The following is a 14,151-nucleotide window of genomic DNA, read 5'->3' as shown; positions in this document are numbered from 1 at the left end:
AACGCGTCTCAGCGCCGCGTGCGAACCCGCGCGCCGGCCGGCAGTCCGCGCACCTCGACGTGGCTGTCGTCGGCGGCGCCGAGCTCGACGGCGGTCTCGCGGAAGCCCAGCGCCGTCACCACCTCGACGGTCGCGCGACCCTCTCGGATCCGGACCGCGCCCCGCGGCACGCGCGCGCTGACCTGGCGCGGCGGCAGATCGGCGACGACCTCCACTCGCTGCCCGAGGGGCATCAGCCGGCCCGCCTCCCAGCGCACGTCCACCCAGGCGACCCGCACCCAGCCCTCGCCGCGCTCGCGCGCGTCGAACGCGCCGATGCTGCGCCGCTCGAGCTGCGCGCCGACCCGCGTCACGGTGCCGGTGCCGAGTTGCTCCGGCTTGCCCGGCGGCGAGACCTTCACCGCGAGGCCCGGCACCAGGCGCGACGAGTCCACCTCCTCGACCTCCATCTGGAGCTCGATGCGCGAGGCGTCCGCGATCTCGAAGGACGGCGCCCCGACGCCCGCGCCGGAACCGGCGATCACGTCCCCCGGATCCACCCGGCGCGCCAGCACGACGCCGTCGATGGGCGCGGTGACCCGCGTCTTGTCGAGCTCCTGTTTGGCCTGGGAGACGGCCGCCTTCGCCGCGCGCACGCGGGCGTTCGCCGAGCTCACCTCGCTCCGCCGGCCGCCGGCCTTGGCCAAGCGCACGCGAGCCTCCGCCGCCTCGACCCGCGCTCGCGCGACGCCGAGCGCACGCTTCGCCTCGTCGGCTGCCGCCGCCGGGCTCACCCCGCGGTCGGCGAGCTTCTGCTCCCGGACCGCGCGCGTCTCCGCCAGCGCGAGCTCTTCCTTGGTGGCGCGCAGCTCGGCCTCGGCCGCGGAGAGCTCCTCCGGACGCGCGCCTTGAGCCACGCTGGCCGCGCTGCCCCGCAAGCTGTCGAGCTCCGCTTCGCGGCGCGCCACCTCGCTCTCGACGATCTCGGGCTCGATCTCGGCCAGAAGATCGCCGGCCTTCACGCTCTGCCCCTCGCGGACGAACACCTTGACCACGCGACCGTCGGTGCGCGGACGGATCTGGGCGATACCGTCCACGGGCACGACCACCGCGCGCGCGACGATGCGCTCGCCGACCTCACCGGCCTCGACCGGGGCCGTCTCGGCCGTCGCGCGGCCGTGCAGCCAGAGGCCCAGCGCCGCCGTCACCACCAGGATCCCGGCGACGATCACGGTGCGACGCTTCATGCCGCCTCCCCCGCGCGGGCACCGCCGGGGACGATGCGGGAAATCCGGCCGTCCTCGATCTCGATCACGCGATCCGCGAACTGCTCGAGCCGGCGGTCGTGGGTCACGAGCAGGATGCCGCGCTCCGAGCTGACCTGCCGGCGCAGGATCTCGAGCACGTGGAGCGCGGTGTGCGTGTCCAGGGCCGCGGTGACCTCGTCCCCCATCACCAGCGCCGGATCGCCCGCCAGCGCCCGCGCGATTGCGACGCGCTGCTTCTGGCCGCCGGAGAGCTCCCCTGGCCGGTGGTGCAGCCGCTCGCCCAGGCCGACGTCGGTCAGCGCTCGGCTCGCGCGCTCCTTCGCCTCCCGCGCCGGCAGGCCCTTGAGCTTCAGCACCTCCGCGATGTTGTCCAGCGCGCTGAGCGCGGGGAACAGGTTGTAGCTCTGGAAGACGAAGCCCAGGTGGCGTCTCCTGACGCGGGTCACCTCCGCTTCGTGCTGCTCCGAGATGCGCGCCCCGCAGAGCTCGACCTGCCCGCCCGTCGGCCGCAAGAGGCCGGCCAGGATCGAGATCAGCGTCGTCTTGCCGGAGCCGGACGGGCCCATCAAGAGCACCAGCTCGCCCGCGAAGACCTCCATGGCGATGCCCTTCAGCACGGGCGTCGCGAGCTCGCCTTCACCGAAGGTCTTCGCGAGCGCTTCGCAGCGCACCAGCACGCGGCTCACCGGAACACCTCCGCGGCTTCGAGCGCCAGCACGGCACGCACGCTCCACAGGCTCGCGACCGCGCACATCGCCAAGACGGCGGTGCAACCCAGGCCGAGCACGGGACCCGAGAGCACGATCGAGAGCCCGTAGTCCACCGCCCAGTCTCGCACGCCGAACGCCATGAGCAGGCCCAGCCCACCGCCGACGACCGCCAGGAACGCGGCCTGCCAGCCCACGAAGCTGACGATCTCCGCCGGCGAGGCGCCGATGGCCTTCAGCGTGGCGAGCTCCTTCAAGTGCTCCTTGGTCACCGCGTACAGCGTCTGCCCCACGATGACCACCCCCACCACCAGACCGAGCAGCGCGCTGAACCCGAGGGCGGTGCCCGCGCCGGAGCCGGCCACCCAGTATTCCTCGGTCATTTCCCGGAACTCGTCGGTGCTGCGCGCGACCAGATCCGGGTGCCGGCCGACGCTCGCGACCACGTCCGAGGCGCACTCGGGTCGCGCCAGGTCGAGCACCCAATAGAAGACCTGATCGGCGCCGAGCAGGGTCAAGCGCCGCGCGGTGTCCAGCTCCGCGAACACGTAGGGCGCCAGGGTGAAGGCGCGAATGCCGTCGGTGACAGCTGCCACCCGCACCGACTCGCGACCGATGCCGAGCTCGGCGCCGATCGGATCGCCGTCGATGGCGAGCTTGTCCACGTCCAGGCGATCCACCGCCACTCGCATCGGCGCGTGCAGGTCCTGGGGCAACCCGCGCGCCATCGCCCACGGCAGGACGTACTTCGGGCTCGGCTCGAAGCCGACGATCTGCACCGCCTCGAGCGAGCCGTTGGGCTTGCGCAACGCCTGGAACGAGAGCACCACCCCGCGCACGCGTTCGACGCAAGGGTGCGCGGAGGCGATCTCGCGGCTGCCGGCCGATAGCCGCTCGCCGTTGTCCACCACCGCGGTGCCCTTGGCCATCACCCACACGTCGCCACCGACGTGGCGGATGACCGCGCTCGAGCTCTGGAGGAAGCCGGCGTACAGACCCACCTGGGCGAACACCAAGGTGGCCGCGAAGGCGACGCCGCAGAGCGACGCGACGAGCTTGCCGCGATCGTGGGCCAAGGAGAGCAGGGCGATGCGCAGCATGCCGCGAGGCGAATCTTAGCCCCGGGCGCCACCGGAGCGAGGTGACGCGCGTCAATCGGCCGCAAAAAAAGCTGCGGCGCCCCGAAGGACGCCGCAGAGTGGACTCGTCACCGCGAGACCGGCTCGCAGCGAAGGGACGCAGAGGCTCGACTCAGTCCGTCGCTGCGTCGCTACCGCCGTCCGTCCCCGCGGCGCCACCACCATCGGAGCCGGCGCTGCCACCGGACGAGCCGGCGCTGCCACCGGACGAGCCGGCGCTGCCACCGGACGAGCCGGCGCTGCCACCGGACGAGCCGGCGCTGCCACCGCTGCCACCGCCGGTACCACCGGAGGAAGTTCCACCGGTGCCCTTCTTGTCGTCGTCGTCGTCACCGCAGCCCACCACGACGGCGGACAAGGCGGTGAGACATGCCAAGCCAAAAGCCATGTTCCTGAAACGCATATCTAACTGACCTCCGAAACGCCCGCCCGAGCCAACCCGTGTCCGACTATTCGAGCACTGAGAAAGATCCGGCGAGCGCTGCGAAGCATAGCAGTGGCAAGAAGCGTGCGCCGCTTTCTGGCCCGCGAGTCGAGGGCGATCGACGCATGACTCGGATGTCATAGTCAGGCGTCCCCTGACATCGCTGTCAGAGCGGCGCGAAGCCGCTTGCCGGAACGCTCGTTCGAGCTATGGAAGTGTTGGGCATGAAGATCGCGGTCATCTCGGATCTGCACTTGGGCGCCGGTGGCCCGACGGATTCGTTTGGCCACGACGACGGCGAATTCCTGCGTTTTCTCCGCTTTCTCGAGCGGAACTTCGAGCGTGTGGTGTTGCTCGGCGACGTCTGGGAGACCCTCACCGGCGCGCTGCCGGGCAGCCCGCTCGTCGAGCTGGGTGCGGCGCGCGAGGCGCATGCGGAGATCGCGCGGCGCTTCGAGCGGCCCGCGTACGCCTACGTGCACGGCAACCACGACATCGTGGCGATGGCGCGAGGTGTCCCCGAAGAGCTCAGTTTCCACGCCGACGGCGTGCGCCTGCTGTTCACCCACGGCCACCAGAACGATCTGGTGGTGAAGCACGCGCGCTGGCTGAGCGAGCTGGGGGTCTGGGTCGGCGCCTGGGTCCGCCGCTTCGGCTTCGGCGCGGTGTACCGGCAGCTGCAAAGACTCGACGGCGCGCGCGGCGGCGCCAGCATGGACGCGGGGAGCTGCACCTTCCAGCGCTGGGCGGTGGAGGTCGCGCGCCTGCGCAGCGCGGACGTGGTCGTCACCGGTCACACCCACCTGGCGACCCGCGCGGAGCACGGTGACCGCCTGTTCCTGAACAGCGGCTCGTGCTCCCAGGGCGAGATCTCGTTCCTCAGCATCGACACCCGCCAGAAGAGCTTCTCGGTTCACCGGAGCTGGTGAGCCTCGAGGGCCTGGCGCGCCTTCTGGTGCAGGAGCAGCGACTCTCGGAGCGCGTCGGGGCGGCGGATCTCCTCCTCGAGCTCCCGGAGCGCGCGGGGCGCGTCCCCGCTGGCGAGGGAAACCGCCGCGAGATCGTGGCGGAGCTTGCGCCGGCCGAGCTCGTCGGGGGTCCGCTCGAGCGCGGCCTCGAACGCCTCGCGGGCCTCCGCCCAGCGGCCCTGAGCGAAGAGTACGAGCCCCTGGTTGGTGAGCGTCGCGTCCAGATCGACGAAGGCGAGCACTCCCGGTCGCGAGCGGAGCGCCGCTTCGTAGTGGAGCAGCGCGGCGACCGAGTCGCGTCGAGCGCGCGCGGCTTCGGCCAGGTAGAAGTGTCCCTCACGGCAAGCCGGCTCGCGGGTGACCTCGGGGCGCCAGAGCGTCTCGTCGCTGCGGTAGCGACGGCCGTCCTTCCAGGAGAGGGCGCCGAGCAGCGGCACCAGACAGACCGCGACCGCGTACGCCCGCGCGCCGCGCTGCTCCAGGCGCTCGGCCACGAGCACCAGGAAGAGGCCCGCGGGCAGGTACAGGTAGTGCGGCGACCACCAGCGCAGCGTCGGCACGAGCTGGAGCGAAGGCAGCGTCGAGAGCACGCACAAGAGGCCCAGCGTCCGCCCGCGCCAGCCGAGCAGACACAGCCCGAGCGCGAGCAGGCCGCCGGCGAGCGCGAGCGGCGCGGCGAGCTCCGTGATCGGAAAGGCGTCACAGATGCTGCGATCGACGGGGAGGAGCACTGCTCCGGCGCTCTTGGCGAACGCGCCGAGGCGCGTGCCCACGGCTTGCCCGGCGACGAGCTCGGGGAAGCGCGCGCTCCAGGCCGGGGCGAAGCCGAGGCGCAGGCCCAGCGCGAGCGCGAGGGCGAGCGCTTCGGCGCCGAGCAGCCAGAGGCCCGAGCGGCGTCCGGGCCCGAGCGCGAGGGCCACGAGGAAGAGCGGCGCGAGCGCGAGGCCCGTCTCCTTCGAGAGGCCGGCGACGAGCAGGCAGAGCACCGCCCACACCGGGCGCTCCCGGCGGTGCGCGACGATCAGACCGAACAGGCCGCAGGCGACCAGCGCCTCGGAGCGGAAGGCGATGGCGCCGGCGACCAGCGAGCCGATGGGGTGGACCGCGAACAGCAGCGCGCCCAGCGTGGCGGCCCGGCGGCTCGCCCCGAGCGCCGAGGCGGCGAAGAGCAAGAGCGCCGCGGCAGCGGCGTGCAGCGCCAGGTTGACGGTGTGATAGAGCGCCGTGCTCCCGGCGAGCGCGTCGAGCGAGAGCGAGAGCGCTGTCAGCGGACGGTAGTAGCCGGTGCCGGCGAAGGGCTGCCGAAAGAGCTCAGCCCACTCCGCAGGCGGGCGGAGCGCGAGCCTCGCGCCCAGGTGCGCGTGGTCGAGCCAGATCAGCCCGCCGCCGAGCACGGTGGCGTGCGCCGCGACGGCTGCCGCGACCACCCAGAGCAGGCGGGCGAACGGCGACGCGCTTTCGAACCGCTCCCAGACGAGCGCGGCGAAGCGGTGCAGCGCCGGCGACGCTCAGTCCTTGGTGATGTCGAACTCGTCGACGATCTGATTCTGGACGTTCTTGAAGTACGCCTTGGCCTGCTTGGGATCGCCGTTCACGTAGAAATCGATGAACACCGTGCCGTAGGTGGCGTTCTGGTTGCTGGTGTAGATGAAGCCCCACTCCTGCTTGCAGCCGTAGGGGAAGGTGGAGGGCAGGCAGCGCTCCTGATCGCGCACGCTGTTCCCGCCCAGGCCGGACACCACGGCGAAGGTGCGGCCGGGGCCGACGCAGACCTTCTTGGGATCCGAGCAGGTCGAGTCCACGACCTGGTTGGTCATGTCCGTGAGGGTCCGGGTGCGGTGGTACGAGTGCTCGTGGGCGGTCAGGATGATGGCGCCGGCGTCGCGGCAGTTCTCGTACACGCCCCAGCCCATCTCGTTGCCCTTGCCGCCGACCTGCATCGCCTGCTGGTTCTTGTGCCAGACGCACAGGCGCCAGATGTGGTCGTCGGTTGCGAACTGCGCCTTGATGTAGTCGGCGAACTCCGTGTTCTTGCCGTTCTGGCCGACGAACACGATCTTGATGCCGCGGTAGACGATCGAGAACTTCTCGTCGGTGAAGTCCGGGTCGTCGGGCGCGATGCCCGCCTTCTGCATGCGGCTCTTGTACTCGGTCGCGTAGGGCTCCCAGGTGGTGTGGTCGTGGTTGCCCACCGCGCCGAAGATCGGGTAGTCGGCCCCCACCACGCTGTTCATCGCCGTGAGCCAGGCGCTCGGGTTGTAGCTGTAGTCGTAGTCGCCGCCGCCGAGGATGAAGTCGGCCTTGTCGGCCATGGCCACACCGAGCACGTTCTTGAAGTTGGTGCCGCTGCTGGTGTCGCCGAAGAAGGCGACCCTGAGGTTCTGCTTGTCCGGAGGGATGCCGGCGCCGCCGCCACCGGTGCCCGCGCCGCCCACGCCAGTGCCCCCGCCGCCGCTCGCGCCGCCGGCACCGCTCGCGCCGCCGCTCGCCGCGCCGCCCGCGCCGCTCGAGCCGCCCGCGCTGGTGCCGCCGCTGCCCCCACCCGCCGCGCCGCCGCTCGCCGCGCCGCCGCTGCTCTGGCCTCCGCTGCCGCCGCCGTCGTCGTCGGAGCCGCAGGAAACGGCCGCGCCGCCCAGACCGATCGCGAGCACCACCGCCGGGACGAGGTAGTCGATGCGCCTCTGCATGACCGGGAGTGTCGCCTCATTTTCGGGTTCACGCAAAGGCGCACGAGCACCCTCGAAGAAATGGCAGTGAAGTCTTGCAGGCTCAGCGCACCGCGACCGACCCCCGTCGCTCTGCGGGCCGAACGATGCGAGACTCGGGCATGGCCTTCTCCGCCGTGTGTATGGCTGCCGCCATCGGCATGAACGTCCACCTACCGCCGAGCGACACGCTCGACCTGGCGAACGAGCTCGGCGGTGAGTGGATCCGCATCGACTTCAACTGGGACATCGGCGAGCCGCAGAAGGGCAACTACGACTGGAGCGCGTTCGACGCGGTGATCGACGCGGCCAAGGCGCGGAACTTGAAGGTGTTCGCCACCATCGGCTACACCCCCCAGTGGGCGAGCCAGGGCAACACCAAGGGCGACGGCTTCAACAACGACGTGCCGGACGCCGCCGCTTACAAGGCCTTCGTGCTGGCGGCCACGCAGCGCTACGCGGACGGGCGGGTCGCGGCCTGGGGAACCTGGAACGAGCCGAACCTCGGCGACTTCTTCGAAGGCACGATGCAGCAGTGGATCGACAGCGCGTTCATCCCGGCGGTGGACGCCATCAAGCAGGGCTGCCCGAGCTGCCTGATCGTGGGCCCGGAGCTCGCGACCATCGGCGACAAATACGACGTGTACCTGGAGGCGGCCCTCGCAGCCCGCGGCTCGGATCTCGACGCCATCAGCTGGCACATCTACGCCTCGTTCCCCGAGGACGACGCGAACGCCGGCGTCGGCAAGGACAGCTTCTACAACAAGCTCGAGTCGCACCGCGTGCTGAAGGTCGGCAATACGGTGGTCTGGGAAGGCCCGCTCAGTGTGCGCGAGGTCCAGAACGCAAAGGGCTTCGCCGGCCTCCCGGTCTGGATCACCGAGACCGGGCGCGAGGCGACGGTGGGCAACGCGACCGAGCTCGAGGCGCAGCGCAAGTACACCGAGCGGGTGATACAGGCGCAGAACCAGCGCAGCTGGTGGCAGCGGACCTTCATCTACGAGCTCAGCGAGGAGCACCCGAACGGGCTCTGGCCCGACATCCACTGGGGGCTCGCGCTGCGCACCCACGATCCCGACGGCAGCTACGCCGACAACTGGCAGCGCAAGCCCGCCTTCGACGAGCTCAAGGCGTGCATCGCCACGGGCCCGACGGGCGGCAGCGGCGGGGGCGGCGGCGCGCCGAGCGGCGGAGGCGGAAGCGCAGGCACGAGCGGGAGCGCGGGCACCGGCGGCACGAGCAGCGGCGGCACCGCTGGCGATGCCGGCGCGAGCTCCGGCGGCACGAGCGGCGGCACGACGCCCGCCGAGGATGAGGGTGGCTGCGGTTGCGGCGTGCCGCGGGCCCGGGTCGCGGGCGCGTGGCTCGGGATCCTCGCCGCGCTGGGCCTACGCCTGCGACGGCGGCGCGGCCTGCTCCGTTGAGCGCGGCTTTGGCAGGACCCAACTCTGCGCTATGCTTCGGGCATCGAAGCCCGCCCGAGGGCTGCACCCGTTCCGGCGGGGCGGCACCATCGAAAGCGAGCTTCGACACATCGAGACGACAACGCGGCCGACTGCGCCGACCCGAACGGGCGGCGACGGAGGTGGTCATGAAGAACGAAAAGGTAACGGTCCCCGGGGTTCGTGCACGCAAGCGGAGCGGTCCGAAGATCGCGATGCTGACGGCGTACGACGCGACGATGGCGCGACTGCTCGACGAAGGCGGCGCCGACATCCTGCTCGTGGGTGACTCGTTGGGCATGGTGGTGCAGGGCTTGCCCAACACGCTGCCGGTCACGCTGGACGAGATCTGCTACCACGGACGTGCCGTCGCTCGCGGCACGCGCCGAGCGCAGGTCGTCGGCGACATGCCCTTCATGAGCTTCCAGGTCTCGCCGGAGAAGGCGCTCGAGGCCGCCGGCAAGCTGATGAAGGAGGGCAGCGTCGAGGCCGTGAAGCTCGAGGGCGGAGAGATCGTCGCGGAGCACGTGCACCGCATCACCAGCGTCGGCATCCCCGTCATGGGCCACGTGGGGCTCATGCCCCAGAGCGTGCACGCCATGGGCGGGTTCCGCGTGCAGGGCAAAGCGGAGGACGACGCGCTGCGAGTGATCGCCGACGCCCGGGCCCTGGAGCAGGCCGGGGCCTACGCCATCGTGCTCGAGGGGATCCCCAGCGAGCTCGCACGGCGCATCACGGAGGCCGTGGACGTGCCCACCATCGGCATCGGCGCCGGCCCCCACTGCGACGGCCAGGTGCTGGTTTGCTACGACTTCCTGGGGATGTATCGCGATCTCGCGCCCAAGTTCGTCAAGCGCTTCGCCGAGCTGGGCGAGGCCGTGGTGTCGGCCACGGCGGCCTACGTGGACGAGGTGCGAGCCGGCAGCTTCCCCGCCGGTGAGCACAGCTTCGGCGCTGCGCGGGGCCCGGCTCGGAGCGCGGCCGAGCTGCGCGTCGTCGGTGAGGAGCCGCCGGCGCCGGAGGTTCGCTACGGCGGCGCATGCCGCTGAAGCGGAGTTCGCGCCGCGGCGGCCGAGCGACCGTGACGCCCGCCGTCCCGGTGATCGCCCCTTCTCGAGATTCAGCTCAGCTGTTCGGGCACGCGCCCGAGCACTTCGACGCGATGCATTCCACGATCGCAACCGTGGAAGGCGCGAGCGACGCCTTCCCCGGGCTCAGGCACTTGGCGTCACACCCCGCTTCCGTGGCGCCAGGCTCGGCCAAGCAGCTGCGATGGCAGAAGAGCTCGCCGCTGCCCGCGGGTCCGCCCTTGGCGCACTCCGCGCTCTGGCACGAGGTCCACTCGGAGCAGCACTGCGCCGCGATGCAGGCACCGCAGGCGCCTTCGTTCGGCTTGGTCGCGCAAGTGGTCAGCGTTTGCGTCTTGCTGCCTGTCGCCTGCTCATCCGGCGCTTCGCGGTCGCAACCGGCGACGCCTGCGACCGTGATCGCGACGGCAAGCACGTGCCGGAAACTGAGGCAGTGTTTCTTCATTTGCAGTCCTCCGGACAACTACACTTGTTCTCGAGCGGGCCGCTGCACTTCCCGTCGCCACAGGGTAGACACCACGGCATGTGGAACTCGGAGTATCCATCACAGACACCGCCGTCCACCGCGAACCCGCAGCGCCGGACCAAACCCGGGCAGCACGGGCCGCCCGCGTAGTACCCCTCGGCTCCGCACTCGGGATGTGGATCGGCCCGTTGAATGCACTGGTCTTCGCCATTGCAGCCGGTCATCACTTCGCAATCCACCCGGCTGCAGCGCTCGACCGAGAGCGCCGGGCACGGCGCCATCTGGCACCCGCCCAGGTTGGGTTTCCACCAACACCGATCTCGCGGGCAGTCCGCCGGTCCGCGGAACCCGACACAGTACTCTGCCTCCCGCTTCAGCTCCGGCGCCATGACTGGACTATCCGGGTCCGGCGGGAAGCGACTATCGTCCAGGTCCGCCGGCTCGGGCTCTGGCATGACGGGCTGCGCCGTGTTGCATGACGCGATCAGCAGCGCGCACGACCAAGCCGGGATCATGGCGAGCCCACCACGAGCAAGCGCCCGGACCTCGAGCCCACACACACTCGCCCCGTGCTGTCGATGGCGGGCGACGAATTCACGTCGCCTTGTGTGTCCAGACTCCAGAGCAGCGTTCCACCAGGCGTTAGGGCGCGCAAGAGCCCGTCGTCGGAGCCGAAGAACACGTGGCCCGTTCGGTCCACCGCCGGGGAGGAGTCGATCTGCGCGGGGCACTGGAAGCTCCACTCGAGTGAACCGCTGGAGCTCAGCGCCACGAGCCGGCCGCCGTGCGTGCCGAAGTAGATTGTTCCGCCGGCGCCAATCGCCGGAGAGGAGTCGATGCGAGACTTGGCGTCGTACGTCCACAGGATCGCGCCTCTTGGACTGACCGCGTGGAGCTCGCCCTTGCTGGTGCCGATGACGATCAATCCATCTGCCCCCAGGGCGGGAGACGAACGCAGGTGCCCGCCCAAAGCTCGCTTCCAGAGGACAGCTCCGGTCGGGCTGATCGCGTACAGATGCTGATCGTGCGAGCCGACGTAGACGGTACCGTTCGTGGCGACCGCAGGCGAGGACTGCACCTTGGCGCCGGTGGCCACGCTCCACTTCAGGCTACCTGAAGAGCTGACGGCGTACACGACGCCATTGTCCGCTCCAAAGTAGGCAGTCTCGTCGGTGCCCAAAGTCGGCGAAGAGGAGATTGGCGCGCCGGTGTCGAAGGTCCACGCAGGGGTCCCACCCCAGCTGAGTTGGTAGAGCTTGCCGTCCCGTGAGGTCACGTAGATCGCGGTCAGGTAGCGCAAGGCGGGGGTCGATTCGACGGCGCCACCGGTCTGGAATGACCAGAGGAGCTGCCCGGTCCTCGAGAGCGCGTAGAGCCGCCGGTCGCGAGACCCCACAAAGACGGAGCCGTCGTTCGCGATGGCGGCGGAGCTCTCGATGGCCTTCTTCGCTTCGTAGCTCCAGGCAACCTTCGGGCTCCCAGGCCCGGCAACGCCCACGCGCCCCGCGTGCTCGGCGCCGCGGTGGAACATCGGCCATGCAATCGGCTCCGCGGTGTCGCAGGCATCACCGATCCCATCGCCATCGCTGTCGGTCTGGTCGGGATTGTACAGCGGCGAGCAGTTGTCCTGCCCGAGACCAATGCCGTCCATGTCCGCGTCGTCGAAGAACGCCGGGCGAGGCGTCTCCGCGGGCACGTTCAACCTGATTCCGTCCAGGACCTCGAACGTGTCGTGGAAGTTGATGCGGATGTTCGACCAGTCGTCGTAGCCCTTGAGCTTGCTGGAAAGGCTCGCGTCGCCATTGACGTCCGCAGGCGAAATGAGGCCATCACTTGTGCCGTTCTGATTCCAATCGGTACTTGGGAAGGTAAACTTGGCGCTCGAGTTGCACGGCTTCGGCAGACCTGTGCAGTCGATGACCATGGTTTTCCCGACCGCGCCTGTCGAGTCTGAAGGAAACCCGGGAAGGCCTTTGCTCTCGTCCAGCTTCACTTCGTCCAAGTCCATCAATGCCGTGCGCGAATAGTCCAGACGTCGCTTGGTGAGGTTGTCGTCCGAGAAGCTGTAGTTCATCACGCTCGGGTAGTTCGGCTTGAAGTTGATGGGGTCGCCTCCGCCGTGCTGCAGGAGCAGCGTGTGCCCCAGCTCGTGCATGAACGCCCCCGCCGGCTCGTCGTAGTACCATTTGGTGCCCTTGTCGGTGACGCCCTCACCCGGCATCGAAACGACGAAGTCGTTCCCACCGAGCTCCCCACAGCCGCTCTGGCTCCCCTTCCCGTAGAGACCGTGAACCCAGAGGTTGTAGCGGAAGACTGCGGCCTTGGCGGGCCTCAGCTTGGTCGCGAAGTCCGGGGTCGCGCGCTCCGCGACCGTTCCGAAGTGGGCCTTCTTGATCAGATCGAAGTCAGAGGAGCCAAATGCGGGCGGACCGGTGCACTCGCCGGCGAAGGTCATGGAAATCCCGTGCGCGAGCTCCTCATCCACCACGACATGCAAGACGCGACTTATCGGGAGGAGCTTGAGGATGTCGGTGGCGGCGTAGAATGGCGGCGCATTCGCAAAGGCCTGCTTGACCTTCGTGATCGGATCGACGCCAGCAGCGTCGTTGAACGAACCACCGGTCGGATTGTGACCGGCCATGTAGTCGATTTCAACATAGATGTCCTGGGTCGTCACGGTGGGCTTCATCCCGGTCGGGAAGACGTAGCCCAGGGTTCCGTCGAGGTCCCAGTCGATGCCGCCGAGCAACTCCCAGCAGTCGAGGATGCCGTCTGCGTCCACGTCGGTCAGGAGCGTGGAGCAGATCGCGCTGAACTTCGGGTTCGGAGCCCCGCCGGGCGAAAAGAGATCCTGCTTCTGCCCGGCAGGCGCGCCGGCGTTGGCACAGGTAGCGGCGGACACCTCAAATGCACGTATGTGCCTGCCGTCACGCGTCAGCGCCCAGATGACCGTCCGGCTCTGATCGGCGAACGTGATCGAGTCGCATTCCAGGTCGTAGAGCAGCCCCGTGAGCTCGGAGGAGACGTCCGTGTCGCCCGACTGGTCGGGAAACAACTGCAGTAGGGCGACGTCATCGTCGCTGGGGGAAGGCGCGAAGCTCTCGTTGCAGGCGAAGATCTCACTCCGTCCGCTTACAGCGAGACCGGCCGGTACGGAGGTCTGCTCGGTTCCGAGGAACAACGGGCACGCCAACAGGCTGATGGGGGTCACGGCAGGGAGTGTGCCTGCACCGGGAAGCCCCCCGCTCTCGGTCCGTCGCTCGATACGGTCGGGGTTGGCGTTGACCAAGATGCTCACGAGGTCGTCGTCGGCGTTCCATCCAATGCCCACGGCAACTCGCTGATCACCGGCAGCTGCCACGGAGAAGAGCTCAGTGACGGGGTTCTGTCCGGCGCCATCGACGTGAATGCTGTGAACTCGATAGGTCCCCGTGAGGCTTGCGCTCGCCTCCAGCCCTAGCACGTCTCCGCGGTCCCCTCGGACCGCAAACCCCTGCCAAATCTTCCCCGGCAAGCCGAGAGACAGCGTCTTGACCACCGCGCCGGACTTCGGGTTGATGAACTTCAGCTGGTTCGTCTGGGCAACGCCAGGGCAATCGATGGCCAGGACCGTCGAAAGGTCAGGCATTCCGATGAGCGTGCCCGGCAGGACCGTGATCCCCCTTGCGGACTGATAGTGCATCGTGAAGGCGCCGTTGGGAGCATCGTGATTGAAGGGAACCGAGGTCAGCTGACCCGTTCCGCATTCCACGGGCACCTGCAGGGTGACAGGAAGCTCGCTGGCCTGGATGGCCTGCTTCGCAGCACCGGCCTCGCCCGGCGCTGGGTCGTTCCCGCAACCCACGAACACCGCTGTCAGCAGGGCTGCGATGATGAGCCACGTAGTGCGTGCGTGCGTGCGTGCGTGCTAGCCGCGTGCCAGTGCTCCACCGATGCCTCCCGTTTCAAAGTATCCCGAGGCCGGA

General features: G+C 69.5%; 12 protein-coding genes. 3 read left to right on the top strand and 9 right to left on the bottom strand.

Translation table 11 applies throughout. The features are described from left to right. Positions 1-8: 8 nt before the first annotated feature. The 4 genes from HS104_35665 to HS104_35650 form a co-directional block, all read right to left on the bottom strand. Positions 9-1,226, bottom strand: coding sequence for an efflux RND transporter periplasmic adaptor subunit (locus HS104_35665; protein ID MBE7485292.1), 1,218 nt, complete (start codon positions 1,224-1,226; stop codon positions 9-11). Beyond that, on the bottom strand, positions 1,223-1,846 hold the full coding sequence (locus tag HS104_35660; GenBank protein MBE7485291.1) for an ABC transporter ATP-binding protein: 624 nt from the start codon (positions 1,844-1,846) through the stop codon (positions 1,223-1,225). The genes HS104_35665 and HS104_35660 overlap by 4 nt, the downstream gene beginning before the upstream one ends. Positions 1,847-1,929: 83 nt before the next feature. Beyond that, on the bottom strand, positions 1,930-3,054 hold the full coding sequence (locus tag HS104_35655) for an ABC transporter permease (GenBank protein MBE7485290.1): 1,125 nt from the start codon (positions 3,052-3,054) through the stop codon (positions 1,930-1,932). A 151-nt stretch (positions 3,055-3,205) separates the two neighbouring features. After that, positions 3,206-3,481 (bottom strand): hypothetical protein, encoded by a 276-nt coding sequence (locus HS104_35650; GenBank protein ID MBE7485289.1) that lies wholly within the window; start codon positions 3,479-3,481, stop codon positions 3,206-3,208. Positions 3,482-3,741: 260 nt separating this feature from the next. Here HS104_35650 and HS104_35645 point away from each other — a divergent pair, with 260 nt between their 5' ends. Then, complete coding sequence (locus tag HS104_35645; GenBank protein ID MBE7485288.1) at positions 3,742-4,446, top strand: metallophosphoesterase family protein; 705 nt, start codon at positions 3,742-3,744, stop codon at positions 4,444-4,446. On the opposite strand, the gene HS104_35640 is transcribed toward HS104_35645, so the two are convergent. After that, positions 4,431-5,912 (bottom strand): tetratricopeptide repeat protein, encoded by a 1,482-nt coding sequence (locus HS104_35640; GenBank protein ID MBE7485287.1) that lies wholly within the window; start codon positions 5,910-5,912, stop codon positions 4,431-4,433. The two genes, HS104_35645 and HS104_35640, sit on opposite strands and share 16 nt — an antisense overlap. Before the next feature lie 81 nt (positions 5,913-5,993). After that, positions 5,994-7,172 carry a metallophosphoesterase gene (locus HS104_35635; protein MBE7485286.1) on the bottom strand — a complete coding sequence of 393 codons (1,179 nt, stop codon included), beginning with the start codon at positions 7,170-7,172 and terminating at the stop codon, positions 5,994-5,996. Between the two features lie 140 nt (positions 7,173-7,312). Here HS104_35635 and HS104_35630 point away from each other — a divergent pair, with 140 nt between their 5' ends. After that, on the top strand, positions 7,313-8,614 hold the full coding sequence (locus HS104_35630) for a cellulase family glycosylhydrolase (GenBank protein MBE7485285.1): 1,302 nt from the start codon (positions 7,313-7,315) through the stop codon (positions 8,612-8,614). Between the two features lie 167 nt (positions 8,615-8,781). Then, positions 8,782-9,681 (top strand): 3-methyl-2-oxobutanoate hydroxymethyltransferase, encoded by a 900-nt coding sequence (panB, locus tag HS104_35625; protein ID MBE7485284.1) that lies wholly within the window; start codon positions 8,782-8,784, stop codon positions 9,679-9,681. A 76-nt stretch (positions 9,682-9,757) separates the two neighbouring features. On the opposite strand, the gene HS104_35620 is transcribed toward panB, so the two are convergent. From HS104_35620 to HS104_35610, 3 genes are read right to left on the bottom strand one after another with little or no spacing between them, the layout of a single operon-like run. Continuing rightward, positions 9,758-10,165, bottom strand: coding sequence for a hypothetical protein (locus HS104_35620; GenBank protein MBE7485283.1), 408 nt, complete (start codon positions 10,163-10,165; stop codon positions 9,758-9,760). Next, complete coding sequence (locus tag HS104_35615; GenBank protein ID MBE7485282.1) at positions 10,162-10,701, bottom strand: hypothetical protein; 540 nt, start codon at positions 10,699-10,701, stop codon at positions 10,162-10,164. The genes HS104_35620 and HS104_35615 overlap by 4 nt, the downstream gene beginning before the upstream one ends. Beyond that, positions 10,698-13,814 (bottom strand): PQQ-binding-like beta-propeller repeat protein, encoded by a 3,117-nt coding sequence (locus HS104_35610; protein MBE7485281.1) that lies wholly within the window; start codon positions 13,812-13,814, stop codon positions 10,698-10,700. The genes HS104_35615 and HS104_35610 overlap by 4 nt, the downstream gene beginning before the upstream one ends. Positions 13,815-14,151 lie beyond the last annotated feature (337 nt).

It is taken from the genome of Polyangiaceae bacterium (genome assembly GCA_015075635.1).
Taxonomy (GTDB): Bacteria; Myxococcota_A; Polyangia; order Polyangiales; family Polyangiaceae; genus JADJKB01.
This window is presented reverse-complemented; position numbering and strand designations above follow the sequence as displayed.